Annotated in this window: 14 protein-coding genes and 1 tRNA gene; 10 read left to right on the top strand and 5 right to left on the bottom strand. The window is 67.2% G+C overall.

Translation table 11 applies throughout. The annotated features are described in order from the left end of the window. Window positions 1-2 precede the first annotated feature (2 nt). On the top strand, window positions 3-1,067 hold the full coding sequence (locus V6U71_RS21220; RefSeq protein WP_411340260.1) for a hypothetical protein: 1,065 nt from the start codon (window positions 3-5) through the stop codon (window positions 1,065-1,067). Here the strand turns inward: V6U71_RS21220 and V6U71_RS21215 are convergent. Next, window positions 1,062-1,487 carry a hypothetical protein gene (locus V6U71_RS21215; RefSeq protein WP_411340259.1) on the bottom strand — a complete coding sequence of 142 codons (426 nt, stop codon included), beginning with the start codon at window positions 1,485-1,487 and terminating at the stop codon, window positions 1,062-1,064. The genes V6U71_RS21220 and V6U71_RS21215 overlap by 6 nt on opposite strands. A gap of 208 nt (window positions 1,488-1,695) precedes the next feature. Between V6U71_RS21215 and V6U71_RS21210 the strand changes: the two genes are divergently transcribed. Together V6U71_RS21210 and V6U71_RS21205 are read left to right on the top strand one after the other, a co-directional pair. Next, window positions 1,696-2,457 carry a helix-turn-helix domain-containing protein gene (locus tag V6U71_RS21210; RefSeq protein WP_411340258.1) on the top strand — a complete coding sequence of 254 codons (762 nt, stop codon included), beginning with the start codon at window positions 1,696-1,698 and terminating at the stop codon, window positions 2,455-2,457. 110 nt (window positions 2,458-2,567) lie between these two features. Beyond that, window positions 2,568-2,942 carry a glycine zipper 2TM domain-containing protein gene (locus V6U71_RS21205; protein WP_411340257.1) on the top strand — a complete coding sequence of 125 codons (375 nt, stop codon included), beginning with the start codon at window positions 2,568-2,570 and terminating at the stop codon, window positions 2,940-2,942. A 23-nt stretch (window positions 2,943-2,965) separates the two neighbouring features. On the opposite strand, the gene V6U71_RS21200 is transcribed toward V6U71_RS21205, so the two are convergent. Continuing rightward, window positions 2,966-3,742: a transglutaminase-like domain-containing protein gene (locus V6U71_RS21200; protein WP_411340256.1), complete on the bottom strand. Its 777-nt coding sequence runs from the start codon at window positions 3,740-3,742 to the stop codon at window positions 2,966-2,968. A gap of 97 nt (window positions 3,743-3,839) precedes the next feature. Between V6U71_RS21200 and V6U71_RS21195 the strand changes: the two genes are divergently transcribed. Further along, entirely contained in the window at window positions 3,840-5,075 is a 1,236-nt protein-coding gene (locus tag V6U71_RS21195; protein WP_411340255.1) for an MFS transporter, read from the top strand. Here V6U71_RS21195 and V6U71_RS21190 read toward each other — a convergent pair. Then, window positions 5,048-5,809 carry a competence/damage-inducible protein A gene (locus V6U71_RS21190; protein ID WP_411340254.1) on the bottom strand — a complete coding sequence of 254 codons (762 nt, stop codon included), beginning with the start codon at window positions 5,807-5,809 and terminating at the stop codon, window positions 5,048-5,050. The two genes, V6U71_RS21195 and V6U71_RS21190, sit on opposite strands and share 28 nt — an antisense overlap. Window positions 5,810-5,911: 102 nt before the next feature. On the opposite strand from V6U71_RS21190, the gene V6U71_RS21185 reads away from it, so the two are divergent. Then, a complete protein-coding gene (locus V6U71_RS21185; protein WP_411340253.1) occupies window positions 5,912-6,547 on the top strand; it encodes a glutathione S-transferase family protein in 636 nt (211 codons plus the stop codon). Window positions 6,548-6,739: 192 nt separating this feature from the next. On the opposite strand, the gene V6U71_RS21180 is transcribed toward V6U71_RS21185, so the two are convergent. Further along, window positions 6,740-7,225 (bottom strand): flavodoxin family protein, encoded by a 486-nt coding sequence (locus tag V6U71_RS21180; protein WP_411340252.1) that lies wholly within the window; start codon window positions 7,223-7,225, stop codon window positions 6,740-6,742. Between the two features lie 66 nt (window positions 7,226-7,291). Here V6U71_RS21180 and V6U71_RS21175 point away from each other — a divergent pair, with 66 nt between their 5' ends. The 5 genes from V6U71_RS21175 (at window position 7,292) to V6U71_RS21155 (ending at window position 13,268) form a co-directional block, all read left to right on the top strand. Further along, a complete protein-coding gene (locus V6U71_RS21175) occupies window positions 7,292-9,253 on the top strand; it encodes an alkyl/aryl-sulfatase (RefSeq protein ID WP_411340251.1) in 1,962 nt (653 codons plus the stop codon). Window positions 9,254-9,278: 25 nt separating this feature from the next. Continuing rightward, window positions 9,279-9,806, top strand: coding sequence for a PH domain-containing protein (locus V6U71_RS21170; RefSeq protein WP_411340250.1), 528 nt, complete (start codon window positions 9,279-9,281; stop codon window positions 9,804-9,806). Continuing rightward, window positions 9,803-11,338, top strand: a complete 1,536-nt coding sequence (locus tag V6U71_RS21165) for a PH domain-containing protein (protein WP_411340249.1) — start codon at window positions 9,803-9,805, stop codon at window positions 11,336-11,338. Before V6U71_RS21170 ends, V6U71_RS21165 begins: the two co-directional genes overlap by 4 nt. Further along, on the top strand, window positions 11,335-13,104 hold the full coding sequence (gene recJ, locus V6U71_RS21160; RefSeq protein ID WP_411340248.1) for a single-stranded-DNA-specific exonuclease RecJ: 1,770 nt from the start codon (window positions 11,335-11,337) through the stop codon (window positions 13,102-13,104). Before V6U71_RS21165 ends, recJ begins: the two co-directional genes overlap by 4 nt. An 88-nt stretch (window positions 13,105-13,192) precedes the next feature. After that, window positions 13,193-13,268: transfer RNA gene (locus V6U71_RS21155), tRNA-Glu, on the top strand. A gap of 112 nt (window positions 13,269-13,380) precedes the next feature. On the opposite strand, the gene V6U71_RS21150 is transcribed toward V6U71_RS21155, so the two are convergent. Next, a complete protein-coding gene (locus V6U71_RS21150; RefSeq protein WP_411340247.1) occupies window positions 13,381-15,159 on the bottom strand; it encodes a CocE/NonD family hydrolase in 1,779 nt (592 codons plus the stop codon).

The following is a 15,159-nucleotide window of genomic DNA, read 5'->3' as shown; positions in this document are numbered from 1 at the left end:
ATATGGGTAAAGTCTCTCTCGTCTTGCGAACCATCGCGGCACTCATCTTGTCGCTCGGGCTCGCCACTGTCGCACAGGCACAAACCTGCGGAATTTCGGGCAGCGCATCGGCGGCACCAGCGCTCTACGACCCATTCAATCCCACGGGATTACCGACGACGACGGTCGTATTGAACTTGACCCGCGTCAACACATCGGGCGGTGGCGACACGCGCATCGTCAACTTCTATCTGAAGAGCAACAATGCCGGGGCCGACGGGACCACCATTGTTCCGATCGCCGTCGCCGGAAGCGTTCAATCCGCCGGACTGAACCAGAACATCTTCTACAATTTTAACGCGACACCACCGGTCGTGTCGCCGTCGACTCTGCTGCCGACCGCTACGCAACGCTTCCTGAAGATCAATTTCACGGGCAATAACGCCGGTTCGGACACAGCCCAGGTTACATTTCAGGTGACGCTGCCGAGTAATCTTGACATCAATGCGACATCGAACCTGGCGTTCGACGCCTATTTCGGCTGCAATATTCAGGGCGGCAAGGACAATGGTCTGCAACAGCAGGGCAGTTTCAACAACGCCGTCGTCTTCCCTATCACCGTATTGAGCGCGCTGCAGGCGAGCTATGCCGGGTCCGCGCTCGATTTCGGCGAAGTCGGCGACAAGACGACGGTCGACGTCCTAGCGGCGCCGGGGGCCTATACGACCCCCGCCACGAACCACGTCAGGGTTCGCAGTTCAGGCCCCTATACGGTCGATCTGACGTCGCAGAACGGGTATAAGATGACGTTCCCGGGAGGCAATCTCGCCACCCCGACGCATGTGCTCAATTACGACCTGAAGTTCCTCGGCCGGACGCGCAACGCTGCCAATACGGCCTTCGCGACCATCACCTGCCAACGTGCCGGCGTACCGGCTTCCGAAGCCGACATGCTGCCGGTCGTCGCCACCCTGAAAGAGGGCGGCCAAGGCAAGCTGGTTTCGCCGACCTATCAGGACGTGCTGACCGTGACGGTCACGCCGCTCTTGTCGGGCGCGCCGTCACAGCAGAATTGTCCCGCCTTATAGCGGGACGATCCGGAACGAGACCGAACCGCCCTGAACGCCTTTCGGCAGGTCGAGTTCGAGCGCGCGCGTCGCGATGCCCGCACGGTTCGACTTGGTGATCTCCGCCGTCCCCGACTTGCCGAGCGGCACCGGGCGTCCATCGACGAGGATCTTGGCATGCGCCAGCGACGGCGAATAGTCGGCGTGGATCGCATAGCCGTTCGGGCTGTTGCAGAACTCGCGCAGCGCGCCGAGGCTGACCTCACCCTCGTGCGGCGACACCATCGTCTGTTCGACCGACGCGCGGCAGATCACCGGAACATAGCCGCTGATGCCGATCGTGAACTGGCCCGAATCGACACCGACGTGGGGCATGGATCCCATGGCGGGCGCCGAAAGCGCCGTCATCGCGATTACCCCGAAAAACACTTTCTTGATCATTTACCCTACTCCATTGGGAAGCGCTCCTAATGGCAGGGCCTTTTCAAGATATGGTGCAGCGTCAGGGTAAACGCCGCGTTTAGAAAATCGGCCCAGCAAAGCCGCCGCTTTTGGCCAAATTGTTGAAGTGACAAGCGATTGCCCCGAACGGCAGCCGGAACGCGCCGTCGAGCGAGATCAGATTATTTCAGCGTCCCTGCTTTTTTCGATGACGCGTCGCACGACGCCAGCCGACCGCGACCGCCTCGACGCTAGCGATGTTTTAACCGCGATGCCGGACAAGCGCCTTTTGGAAAAGGCAGGCATGGCGGTTTCCGCATTCTTGGAGAATTCATCGACCGGCGCAGGACGGCGCAGAAGCACGCGGCGAGCGCTGCGGCTTACGGCGTCGGGGCTCTCGGGGAGCGGCGATGCCTGCCCCATCCTCATCCACGACATCTCGGCCGAGGGCTTGCTGATCGAATGCGACCTGCCGCTTGCCCCCGATGAAAGCATCGATGTCGAGCTGCCGCACGCCGGCCGCTGCCTCGCCAAAATCGTCTGGGCGAGCGGCCGCCTGTTCGGGTGCCGGTTCGACGCGCCGGTCAGCCGCGCAACGCTGAGCGCCGCGGCGCTGCGCAGCGCGGTCGAGCACCCGGTCGAGCGGCCCCGCCAAGCCCAAACCATTGGCGACGAAATGCTGGGCGCGCGCATCCAGCGGCTGCGCAGTCTGAAGGGCCTCACCCAGTCGCAACTCGCCGAACGCGCAGGCGTGAGCGAAGCGGCAGTCTGCAACTGGGAAAAGGGCAAGGCGCGGCCCCGCCCCTATCGTACCGAAATCCTCGCTGATATTCTCGGGGTGTCGAAGGTCGAACTGCTGACCAACGAGCCGGGAGCGAACATGGCGGACATCGTCGAGCAGGCGCGCGCATGGATCGCGACCGCAATGGACATCGCACCCGACCGGATCCGGATCGCGATCGAGTTCTAATCGGCCAAATCCGCGGCTCGGAAAGATAAACCCCGCATGGCAATGTGGTTCAGCGCAGGTTCGGATCAACGATCCTAAACCGGTTGCGGACATGATCAGGAGGATGAGTGATGAAAAAGCTTCTTTGCGCGGCGGTTCTCGCCGCCGTCGCCCTGCCTGCCGCGCCCGCGCTGGCCGATCCGCCGCCTTGGGCCCCGGCCCATGGCAAGCGCGCGAAGGATCGCGGCCTCTATGACAGTTACGGCCGCTATTATGAGCCGCGGCGCCTGTCGCACGGCGACCGCATCTGGCGCAGCCGCGATGGACAATATCACTGCCGCCGCGACAATGGCACGACCGGGCTGATCATCGGCGCCGCGGTCGGCGCGCTGGTCGGCCGCGAACTCGACGGCGGGCGCGACCGGACGGTCGGGACGATTATCGGCGCCGCCGGCGGCGGCCTGCTCGGCCGGGCAATCGATCGCGGCGAGCTCAAATGCCGTTGACCTGACGACGGTGCGGGCGGTCGCTACACCGCCCGCACCGTCACCTGCTGCTCGATCAGCTCGATCTCGCCATAAGCCGTGAGGAAACTGATGTCGGCGGCGTCGCGGCCGACGCCGATCACCGCTATATCGCCGGCGTCGGCCATCCCGGTCGCATCGACGAGGTGCCAGCCGCCGCCCAGATAGACCTCGGCGACCGCGTGGAAGTCCTGCGGGGCAACGTCAGGCGCATAGCCGCTCGCGACCCGCGCGGGGATCGCGGCGGCGCGCGCCAGCGTTACCATCACATGCGCATAGTCGCGGCAGACGCCGCGCCGTTCGACGAAGCTGTCGAGCGCGCCCGTGTCGGCATCGCTCGATCCCGCGGCGTAGGTGAAATGCGTCTCGATCCAGTCGCGCATCGCCCCGATCTTCGCGCCGCCCTCGACGCCGCCGAACTCGTCGGTGACAAAGCTCAGGAACTTGTTCGACGGGCAATAGCGCGATTCGTTGAGATATTGGACGGTCTCGGCAGGCAGCCGGTGCATCGGCACCTGCGGCAGGCCGCGCCAGTCGTTCGCCGCGCGCACGATCTCGACCGTCGCCGAATATCGGGCATCGAGCCGATCTGCACAGCTCAGCCAGATGCGTTCGCCGATCCCGTCCTGCGCCGCGATGCGCGCGAAATTGGTGCAGGCGCCCACGTCGAGCGCCGCCCCGTTTATCCGCTGGCTCGGCAGCGCCGCCGCCTCGATCTGCAGCATCAGGTCGACGGGTTCGCGGAGGCGATAGGCGAGCGAGGCCGATATTTCGAGTTTCATCGCGCAACAATGCTCCACAAACGATCCGATGTCGCTAGAGGAACGCGAGAGACCCCGAGGTGGCCGCATCCGCCCCGGCCAGAATGAAAAGATTCCCATGACCCCTGCGCGTACCATTCCCTTCATCGTCGCGACGATCTTCATGGATGCGGTCGGTTTCGGCATCATCATGCCGGTGCTGCCGCAGCTCGTGATGGAGGTCGGGCGGATCGACCTGCCGCACGCGATCGAGGTCGGGGCGTGGATCGGCCTTGTCATGGCGGTCGCGACCTTTGTCGCCTCGCCGGTGCTCGGCAATCTGTCGGACCGCTTCGGGCGGCGGCGCGTGCTGCTGCTCGCGCTCGGCGGGCTCGCGGTCGACTATGCGCTGCTGACGGTGGTCGAGACGCTGCCCTGGCTGTTCATCGCGCGCGCGCTGTCGGGCATCTTCGGCGGCAGCTATGCCGCGGCGCAGGCGGCGATCGCCGACATTACCGTCCCCGAGCAGCGCGCGCGCAATTTCGGTTTCGTCGGCGCCGCCTTCGGCATCGGCTTCGTCGCCGGGCCCGCGCTCGGCGGTTTCCTTGGCGAGATCGGCCCGCGCGCGCCGTTCGTCGCCGCCGCGGTCCTCGCCGCCGCCAACATGCTCTATGGCCTCTTCATTTTTCCCGAAACGCTGCCGCCCGAGCGCCGCCGCCCCTTCGACTGGCGGCGCGCCAACCCGCTCGGCGCCTTCCGGACGATGCGCACGCTGCCGGGGATGAACGGCGTCGCGGCGGTGCTGGTGCTGTGGCAGATCGCCAGCCTCGTCTACCCGATGACGTGGAGCTTTTATTGCATCGCCCAGCTCGGCTGGACGCCGGGGATGATCGGCGCCAGCCTCGCCGCGGTCGGCGTGATGATCGCGCTCGGGCAGGTCTTCGTCGTCGGTCCCGCGGTCGCACGCTTCGGCGAGCGCGACGCGGCGACGCTCGGCATCCTCGTCGCGACGCTCGTCTATATCGGCTATGCCTTCACCACCTCGACCGTCGGCGCCTTCCTGCTGCTGATCCCCGTTGCGCTGCAGGCGCCGGTCCAGCCGGCGCTGATGGCGATGATGTCGCGCCGCGCAACCGCCGAAACGCAGGGCGAAGTGCAGGGGATTTCGGCGATGGCGATGGGGCTCGGACAGCTCGTCGCGCCGTTGCTGCTCACCGGGACGATGGCGTATTTCACCGCCGATAAGGCGCCGGTACATTTTCCGGGCGCGGCCTTTATCGTCGCCGCGCTCTTCGGCTGGCTGGCGATCCTGATGCTGCGCCGCCTGCCGCGGGCGCAGGCCGCCGATCAGATGCCGTCGGCGGTCACCGGATAGCCGAGCGCCTCCAGCCCGGCGGTCAGCATCGCCACACAGGCGGCGACCGCAGCGCCGTCGGTCGAGCGAATGACGAAATTGGCGCCAACCTTGCCTTCGCGGAAAAAGGGATAGCTGCCGATCGCGACGCCGGGGTGATCCTTTTCGCCTTGGCGCAGCAGGTCGGCGACCTCGCTCTCGGGCGCCCAGCCGCCGATCGTCTCCGCGACCAGCGGCGCGCCGCCTTCGAGCTCGCCGGTCAGCGCGTCGAGCATCCCGGCGGTGATGTGCGGCACCCCTGCCATCACGAACAGATTGCCGATCCGGATGCCCGGCGCGCCTGACATGCGGTTCGGTATCAGCTCGGCGCCGTCGGGCGTGCGCGCCATGCGCAGCCGCGCCTCGGTCAGTTCGCCGCCGCGCGCGCTATAATAGCGTTCGAGGATCGCGCGGGCATCGGGATGGACGATCACGCCGACGCCGAGCGCCTTAGCGACCGCATCGACGGTGATGTCGTCGTGGGTCGGGCCGATGCCGCCGGTCGTGAACACATAGTCGTAGCGCGCGCGGATCGCATTCAAGGCATCGACGATCTCGTCCTCGACATCGGGAACGATGCGCACCTCGCGAAGGCGGATGCCCTGCACGTCGAGCCAGGTCGCGATCTGAGCGACATTCTTGTCCTGCGTGCGGCCGGAGAGAATTTCGTCACCGATCACCAATACGGCGGCGGTCCATATGCGTTCATCGCTCATCGCTTTGCCTTAGCCCGGAATGGTGACAAAACAACCCCGCTGGCAGCCGGATGATGTTCCTGATATGTTCGCACCCGACTCGAAGCGGATGGGAGAAGCGCGATGGCCGAAGACCTGATTTTCTATACCAACCCGATGTCGCGCGGCCAGATCGTGCGCTGGATGCTCGAAGAGGTCGGCGCACCCTATGAGCCGCGCATTCTCGATTATGGCACGACGATGAAGGACGCCGCCTATCTCGCGGTCAACCCGATGGGCAAGGTGCCGGCGATCGTCCACAACGGCAAGGCGGTCACCGAATGCGCTGCGATCTGCGCCTATCTTGCCGACGCCTTCCCCGCCGCGGGGCTCGCGCCGGCCCCTTCCGACCGCGCCGATTATTATCGCTGGCTGTTCTTCACCGCCGGCCCCGTCGAACAGGCGATCACCGCCAAGCATTTCGGGATCGAGCCCGATGTCGACCAACAGCGGATGGCGGGCTTCGGCTCGCTCGCCGCGGCGCTCGACACGCTCGAAGCTGCGGTCACGGGCAAGGCGTTCGTCGCGGGCGACCGCTTCACCGCCGCCGACGTCTATGTCGGCAGCCAGATCGACTGGGGTCTGCAATTCGGCACCATCCCGTCGCGCCCGGCGTTCGAAGCCTATGTCGCGCCGCTGCGCGAACGCGCGGCGTACAAGCGCGCCAAGGAAATCGACAACGGTTTGATTGCCGAGATGCAGGCGGCAGGTCCCGCCTGAGGAATAGAGCGGGTTTCGGCCGATTTCTGCCGTCTCTTTCATCGTCACCCCGGACTTGATCCGGGGTCCCACTTGACCTCAATGACTGCCGATGCCTTCAAAAAGCGGGATCCCGGATCAAGTCCGGGATGACGAAAGTGTGGGAAGCAACGTCCGCTCCCCACCCCAAAGCCGACACATCACCTGCGTCCGTCAGAAAATCCCCGCCGCCAGCCCTTCCGCCAGCGCCGCGCCGAGATCCCGCGCCTCGGCGAGGCGCGCCGCGGGAATCACCTTCGGCGCCAGAATCGCCTCGGGCGTCTGCGCATCGGTATGGACGATCACCGGATCGGCGACGCGCCTCAGCCGCCAGCCGGTGGCGATCCGGTCGAGCTGGCGCTGGGCGTTTTCGCCGTCCGAGCCCGCGCAGATGATCGTCGCATAGGGGCGCCCCTCGATCCGGCCGAGGCATGGGTAATAGCAGCGGTCGAACATCTCCTTCATCGCGCCCGACAGCGCCGCGAGATTTTCGGGACCGACGAAGAGATAGCCGGCGGCCGCCAGCAGATGCTCGGGCGTGACGTCCCCGGCCGCGATGCGCTCGGCCGTCTCCGCCCCTTCGGCGGCGGCGCGGGCGAGCGCTTCGCTGCCGCCGGTGCGGCTGTGCCAGATGATGAGCAGTTGCGGGGCGTCGGCCATGCGGCGATGCTTGCCAAGCCGCGAGGCGCGGCGCAAGCTGCCCGCCACATATGGGGGAGACATGCCATGCGCCGACTGACCGCTCTGCTGCTTGCCGGCAGCCTGCCTTTCACCGCCACCGCACAGGACGCCGCGAGCGAGGCGACGCGCACTGCGCAGGCCGAAATCGCCAAACGCCTGCCTCTCGACGACCCGCGTGACGAGGCCAATGCGACGCGCGGCAAGCTCGCCGAAATCGCCGACGGCGTAATCATCGGCAAGGACGGCAAGCCGGTGTGGGACCGGCGGCCCTATACGTTTCTGGGCGATAAGAAGGCGCCCGACACGGTGAATCCGTCGCTGTGGCGGCAGGCGCGGCTCAACGCCGTGCACGGGTTGTTCGAGGTCGTCCCCGGCAAGATCTGGCAGCTGCGCGGCTACGATATTTCGGTGATGACGATCATTCGCGGCAAAACGGGATGGATCGTCGTCGACCCGCTGCTCTCCGAAGAGGCGGCCGCTGCCGGCTGGAAATTGTTCGCCGACACCGTCGAGACAAAATCGGGCACGCTGCCGGTCAAGGCGGTCATCTTCAGCCACAGCCACAGCGACCATTTCGGCGGCGTCGGCGGCATCGTCACCCCCGAACAGGTGAAGAAGGACAATATCCGCATCATCGCGCCGCACGGCTTTTCGGAGGAAGCGACCTCCGAAAACGTCCTCGCCGGCGGCGCGATGGGGCGGCGCGCGCTCTATATGTTCGGGTCGATCCTGCCGCCCGGCCCGGCGGGTCAGGTCGACACCGGACTGGGGCCGAAACTGTCGTCGGGCACGATCGGCTATATGGAGCCGACCGAGACCGTCGCCGCGACCGGCGGCACGCTGACCATCGACGGGCTCGCCTTCGAATTTCTCGACGCCGGCGGCACCGAAGCACCGTCGGAGTTCGTCTTCTACATCCCGGCCTACAAGGCGCTGCATACGACCGAGGTCGTCACCCACAATCTCCACAATATCCTGACCCTGCGCGGCGCGCAGGTGCGCGACGCGCTGCACTGGTCGAAGGTGATCGACGCGATGCTGCTGAAATGGGGCGGCAAGGCCGAGGTCGCGATGGCGTCGCATCACTGGCCGACGTGGGGCACGGGCGAGGTCGGCGCGCTGCTGACGAACCAGCGCGACGCCTATCGCTATGTCCACGACCGCACGCTCTTCCTCGCCAACCGCGGCGCCACCCTGCACGAGCTCGCCGACCAGACGCCCGAGGCACCGGTGCAGGCGGGCGATTTTTCGACGCGCGGCTATTATGGCACGCTCAACCACGACATGAAGGCGACCTACCAGCGCTATTTCGGCTGGTGGGACGGCAACCCCGCGAACTTCAATCCGCTGCCCCCCGAACAAAGCGCGGCCAAATATGTCGCGCTCGCCGGCGGGGCGGACAAATTGCTCGCGGCGGGCAAGGCGGCGATCGCGGCGGGCGAATATCGCTGGGCGGCCGAGCTGCTGAACAAACTCGTCTTTGCCGAACCGGACAACAAGGCGGCGCGCGGCGCGCTCTCCTCGGCCTATGACCAGCTCGGCTATCAGGCCGAATCAGGCGCCTGGCGCAATTATTATCTCGCCGCCGCCGCCAGCCTGCGCGGCACCGCGCTCGACAATCTGTCGGGCAACGGACAGAGCCGCAGCTTCGTCAGCGCGATTCCGACCGCGGTCTTTTTCGATGCGCTCGCGACGCGCTTCGACGCGGCGAAGGGCGCGGCGCTTAAGGGAACGTTCCAGTTCGTCCTGCCCGACAGCAAGGAAGCGGTTTCGGTGGTCGTCGGCGGCGGGGTCGAATTCCCGCGCTACGGCGTGACCGACGCGGCGCCGACCGCGACGATCACCATCGACCGCAAGACGCTCGACGATGTGATGCTCGGGCAAGCGCAATTTCCGGCGCTGCTGCAGTCGGGGGCGATCCGCATCGACGGCGACCGCATGGCGTTCCTGTCGTGGTTCGCGCTCCACCCGCCCGCCGACCCGCGCTTCAATGTGGTTGTGCCATAGCGGCTTAACCGGATAACGGAGGACCATGACCGACCACCCCGCGCCGCCGACCGACCCCTTCGCCCCCGACGCGCTCAACGCCGCCGAAGGCCTCGACCCGGTCGACCCCGCCTATGGCCATGTCCTGCGCATCGCGACCGCGCTCAACATGATGCCGCTGGCGATCGGCGCGAGCGTGCTCGACTATTTCGTCATGCCCGCGATCGGCGGCCCCTATGGCCTCGTCACCGCGCTCGCCTGGGTGCTGGCGGTTCTTGCGGTCGCGACCTTTCCCGCGCGGCGGGTTGCCCGCTGGGGCTTCAAGATCGGCGAGGGGCAATTGCGCGTCGCGCGCGGCTGGCTGTTCCGCACCGACACGATCGTCCCCTTCGTCCGCGTCCAGCATATCGACGTCGGGCAGGGGCCGATCGAGCGCTGGTTCGGCCTGTCGCACCTTGTCGTCCATACGTCGGGCACGCACAACAGCACGGTGACGCTGCCCGGACTCCACGCCGACCTTGCCGCCGCGATGCGCGAGACGATCCGCCGCCATATCCAGACCGATTTCGCATGAGCGAAGCCGCCGCCTTGCCCGCAACGACGGCCGAGCCACACTGGCAGCGGCTGCACCCGGCGACGCTCGCGCTGGCGATCGTCCGCCTCGGCCCGCGCAGCCTCAATTTCCTGCCCGCGGTCGCCGCGCTGGGGTTCACCGGCAACTGGGTGTATATCGTCCCCGCCATCCTCGCCTTCATCCTGCTGTCGCTCGTCGCCGCCTGGCTCCACTGGCTGCGCTTCCGTTTCGCCGTCGGCACCGACGAGGTGGTGATCGAAAGCGGCGTCCTGTCGCGCCAGCACCGCACCATCCCCTTCGACCGCATTCAGGACGTCAGCATCGAACAGGGCCTCGCCGCGCGCGCGCTGGGTATCGCCAAGGTGGGGTTCGAGACCGGCGCCGGCGGCAAGGAGAATGACGCCGATCTCGACGCCATCGCCATCGACGCCGCGCAGGCGCTGCGCACGACGATCCGCGCCCACCGCAGCGACACCGCTGCCACCGCTCCCGCCGCAGCGGGCACCTCCGCCGCCGTGCCGCCCGTCGCGGCCGAGGACCGGCTGCTCTTCGCGATGGGCCCGCGCCGGCTGCTGGTTGCCGGAACGTTCAACTTCTCGCTCGCCGCGCTTGCTGTCGTCGGTGCCGGCATGCAGCTCTTCGACAATCTGCTGCCCTTCGACTTCAACTTTTTCGACCCGCGCGACTGGATCGACGTCGCCGAGGATTACGGGCTCGACCAGTGGGTCATCGCGCATCGCTGGATCGCCGGGATCGGCGCGCTGCTGTCGCTGCTGTTCATCGGCTTCGTCAGCGGGATCGGGACGATGTTTTTCGCCAACTGGGATTTCCGCCTGACGCGCGAGCCGCGTGCGCTCCGCCGCACGCGCGGCCTGACGACGCGCACCGACGTCGCGGTGCCGGTGCGCCGGGTGCAGGCGGCGATCATCATCACCGGCTGGCTGCGGCGGCGCTTCGGCTGGCGCGAACTGCGCCTGCAAAGCCTTGCCAGCGACGGCGCGACCGAAAGGGACCATCAAGTCGTCCCCTTCGGACGGTGGGACGACATCGACCCCGTCCTCGACGAAGTCGCGATGGCACGCCCCGGCGAGGACCAGCCCTGGCAGCACAGCCACCGCGTCATCGCGCTCGGCGGCCTTGTCGGCGCCGTCTTTGCCGCGACGGGCGGCGTCGTCGCGCTGTCGCTCGGCCAGCCCGCGGGTTGGCTCGGGCCGGTGGCGGGGCTGCTCATCGCCGCAGGCGCGCTGTTCGGGACGCGCTTCCACCGCTGGACCGACCTTGGCGACATGGTCGCGATCCGCCGTGGCTGGTGGAAACCCCGGATGACCCTGTTGCCGCATGCATCGGTGCAGAGTGTCGACCTCAAGAGTGATTTCATCCTGCGCCCGCTCGGCCTCGCGACCCTCGTGTTCGGCGTCCCCGGCGGCAGCGCGCTCGCGAGCCACGAAATTCCGGCGATCCCGCTCGACACCGCAAAGGACCTCCGCCTGCGCATCCTCGCGGCGCGCGCCCGGCAGGAGAGCCCGCGATGAGCGACGCCGCGCTCGGCATCACGCGATCGATCGCGGGGCAACCCTGGCACTGGCGCCGGGCGAGCGCCGACATGGCGTCGGAAAATCTGGCCCCCGATGACCTCGTCACCCAGCTCCTCCTCGCCCGCGGCGTGCCGCGCGACGACCTCGACCGGCAACGCAGCCCGACGCTCCGCGGTTTCATGCCCGACCCGTCGCTGTTCCGCGACATGGACGCCGCCGCGGCGCGGCTCGCCGATGCGGTCGAGGCGGGCGAGGCGGTGACGATCTTCGGCGACTATGACGTCGACGGCGCGACCTCGGCGGCGCTGCTCGTCCGCTTGCTCCGCGGCCTCGGCCTGCCCGTCGGCGCCTATATCCCCGACCGGCTGATGGAGGGCTATGGCCCGTCGGGCGCCGCGCTGGTCAGGATCGGCGAGGCGGGGTCGAAGCTCGTCGTTACCGTCGATTGCGGCGCGCAGGCGTTCGACGCGATTTCGGAAGCCAAGACGGCGGGGGTCGAGGTGATCGTCGTCGACCACCACCAGTGTGCGACGACGCTTCCCGAGGCGCTGGCGCTGGTCAACCCGAACCGGCTCGACGAGGAACCCGACGCCGCGATCCACGGCAATCTCGCCGCGGTCGGGGTCGCCTTCCTGCTCGGCGCGGCGCTGCTCCGGACGCTCCGCGCGCGCGGCTATTTCACCGGCCGCGACGAACCGGCGCTGATCGACCTGCTCGACCTCGTCGCGCTCGGCACCGTCGCCGACGTCGCGCGCCTCACCGGCTTCAACCGCGCGCTGGTGACGCAGGGGCTGAAGGTGATGGCGCGGCGCGGCAATATCGGCATGGCGGCGCTGATGGACGCGGCGCGGCTTACCAAGCCGCCGACCGCCAGCGACATGGGTTTCGCGCTCGGCCCGCGCATCAACGCCGGCGGCCGCGTCGGCAAGTCCGACCTCGGCGTCCGCCTGCTCACGACATCGGATCCGCAGGAAGCGGCCGATATCGCACAGGAGCTCAATCGGCTGAACGAAGAGCGCCGCGCGATCGAAGCCGCGGTGCTCGACGAAGCGGTCGCCGCGAGCGTCCAGTGCGGCAACGCCCCGGTGGCGATCGTCGCCGGGCAGGGCTGGCACCCCGGGGTGATCGGTATCGTCGCCGGACGGCTCAAGGAGAAATTGCACCGCCCGGCGATCGTCATCGCGATCGACGAGGATGGTGTCGGCAAGGGGTCGGGACGTTCGATTTCGGGCGTCGACCTTGGCGCCGCCATATTGGCCGCGAAGGAGACGGGCCTGCTCGTCGCGGGTGGCGGCCATGCGATGGCGGCGGGACTGACCGTCGCCGCCGACCGGGTCGATGCGCTCGGCGCCTTCCTCAACGACCGGCTTGCCGCCGATGTTGAACGCGCGAGCGGCGACAAGGCGTTGCTGATCGACGCCGTGCTCGCCCCGCGCGGTATCTCGCCGCTCTGGTGCGACGCGATCGAAAGCGCGGGTCCCTATGGCGCCGGCTGGCCCGCACCGCGCGTCGCGACCGGGCCGGTCCGCATCGTCGAGGCGGGAATCGTCGGGACCGACCATGTCCGCCTGATCGTGGCGGGCGAGGATGGCGCGCGGTTCAAGGCGATCGCCTTTCGCAGCGCCGAAACCGAACTCGGCCAGGCGCTGCTCCATGCACGCGGGCGCAAATTGTGGCTCGCGGGGCGCGCGAAGCGCGACGATTGGGGCAGCCGCCCCGCCGCCGAACTGCATCTGGAGGACGCGGCCTGGGCCGACGGATGACAGCGTCAGAATATTTCATGCCAAGAACGGCACCAGCGCGCTTGACCGCGCCGGAATGCCCGTCTAATGCGCCGCTTCACCGGTTGACGGCCCCTTCGTCTAGCGGTCTAGGACGTCGCCCTTTCACGGCGAAAACACGGGTTCGAGTCCCGTAGGGGTCACCACGGCAAACCGGCGCGATTCGGCGCGCCGCCACGCCGAAAAACGGGTTTTCCATCATAGCAGCAAATGATGCCGGTGGGGCGTCGCGTCGCCCCCACATGCCCGGCGCGCGGGTCAGCTGTCGGGCTGGCCCACCGGGATGCTGAGCGCGCTGGGGCGCGCCGAATCGTGGAACAGCCGCACCGTCACCGTCCGCGCGTCGGCCATCGTCTCGTCGGCCACCGGCTTGCCGCTGTTGTAATTTCTTTGCCAGGCGACGCTCTGGTTCGCCCGGATGACCAGCCGCAGCCGGTTGCCCGCCTTGATCAGACGCGAGACGAAGGTGAAACGGTCGAAATCATAGCGCAGCGGCGCCTTGGTATCGATCAACTTCTCGGTCCGCAGCCCTTCGCGATAGCGCGCGCGCATCCTTGTATCGGTCAGGAACATGCTGGTGCCGTCGGGCGCGATGTCGTGGATCGACACGAGAAAGTCGGTATCGGGCTGGTCGATCGCGATCCACGCCGCGAATTTGAACACGCCGCTGACCTCGGTGTCCTTTTCGAACGGCGCGCTCTGGTACACCAGCTTGTCCGCCGTGTCGGTGAGCAGCGCGGTCTGGTCGACGAGGTGCGACTGGGTCTGCGACAGCTCGAGCATCAGCGCACCCAGATCGCGCGGATCATAGATATAATGATCGGGTTCGTCCTTGCCCGCAGGCTTCGGCCCGAGTGTTCCGGCGCGATAGGCGCTCACCGGATTTTCGCCGGAGCCGAGATACAACACATCGTGGCGCGCCGTGACGGCGCCCAGCGTATCGGCATAGCGCCACTTGTCGGCGCCCATGACATAATAGGCGACCTTCTTCTGCAGGAATGCGGGCCGCGGGCCGTCCTCCATCGTGAAGGCGAACCAGTCGGTATGCAGCCCGAGCGCGTCGATGACGCTGCTCGCGCCGACCTTAATGCCGAAGAACTCGGCCTCGGGCTTGCGCACCTGATCGTGCCCCCACGGGCCGATCACGAGATAATGGTCGGCCTTGCCCCCGGAGAACCGCTGGTGCCGCCGATAGAATTCGAGCGCGCCAGGCTGATCGCCGTCGAAATAGCCGCACATCGTCAGCACCGGCATCGTCAGGCCGGCGAGCTGTTCGTCGGTCGGATTGCGGCGGTCCCAATATTCGTCCTGCTGCGGATGGCTCACCCATTCGCGGAACGGACGCGATTCGATGCCGTAAAACTCGTCCATCTTCCGGAACGGCAGGCCCGATTCGATGAAACGGAGCTGCTCGGTGACCTGAAAGGCGCCGTCCTTCATCATCGTGTTGCGCTGGGTATGCCCGTCGACATGGGTCAGCCAGGGCACGGCAAAGGCATAGAAGATATTGTTGTTGATCGGGAAATCGAGCCCGACCCATGGCGACGACAGCGGCACGATGGTGGCGAGCTTTGCGCCGCCATGCACCGCCGCCCATTGCGTATAGCCGACCCAGCTATGCCCGTTGCCGGCGACCTTGCCGTTGCAGAAGGGCTGCCTGGCGATCCAGTCGACGATATCGTGCCCGTCGTTCACCTCGCTGCCGAACGGCGCGAACTCGCCCTCCGAATCGCCGCGGCCGCGCATGTCGACCGCAAGATAGGGATAGCCCCGGGTCGAGAAATAGGCGCCTTCGGGGTGGTAGAGGTCGGCGGTATAGGGCGTGTGCGAAAAGATCGTCGGGCGCGGCTTGCCCAGCCCGCGCGGCAAATAGAGCGTCGCGCCCAGATGCACCCCGTCGCGCATCGGGATGCGAATGCGATAGTTGATCTGCGGGCTGTAGACGGCCTTCGCCTCGCCGGTCGCAGCACGCGCGCCGGAGGCCGCTGCCAGCACGAGCACCGATGCCGCGGACAGAAGATATTCACGCCGGTTCAC

Origin of the sequence: Sphingopyxis sp. J-6 (assembly GCF_046603995.1) — a bacterium.
Classification (GTDB): Bacteria; Pseudomonadota; Alphaproteobacteria; order Sphingomonadales; family Sphingomonadaceae; genus Sphingopyxis.
This window is presented reverse-complemented; position numbering and strand designations above follow the sequence as displayed.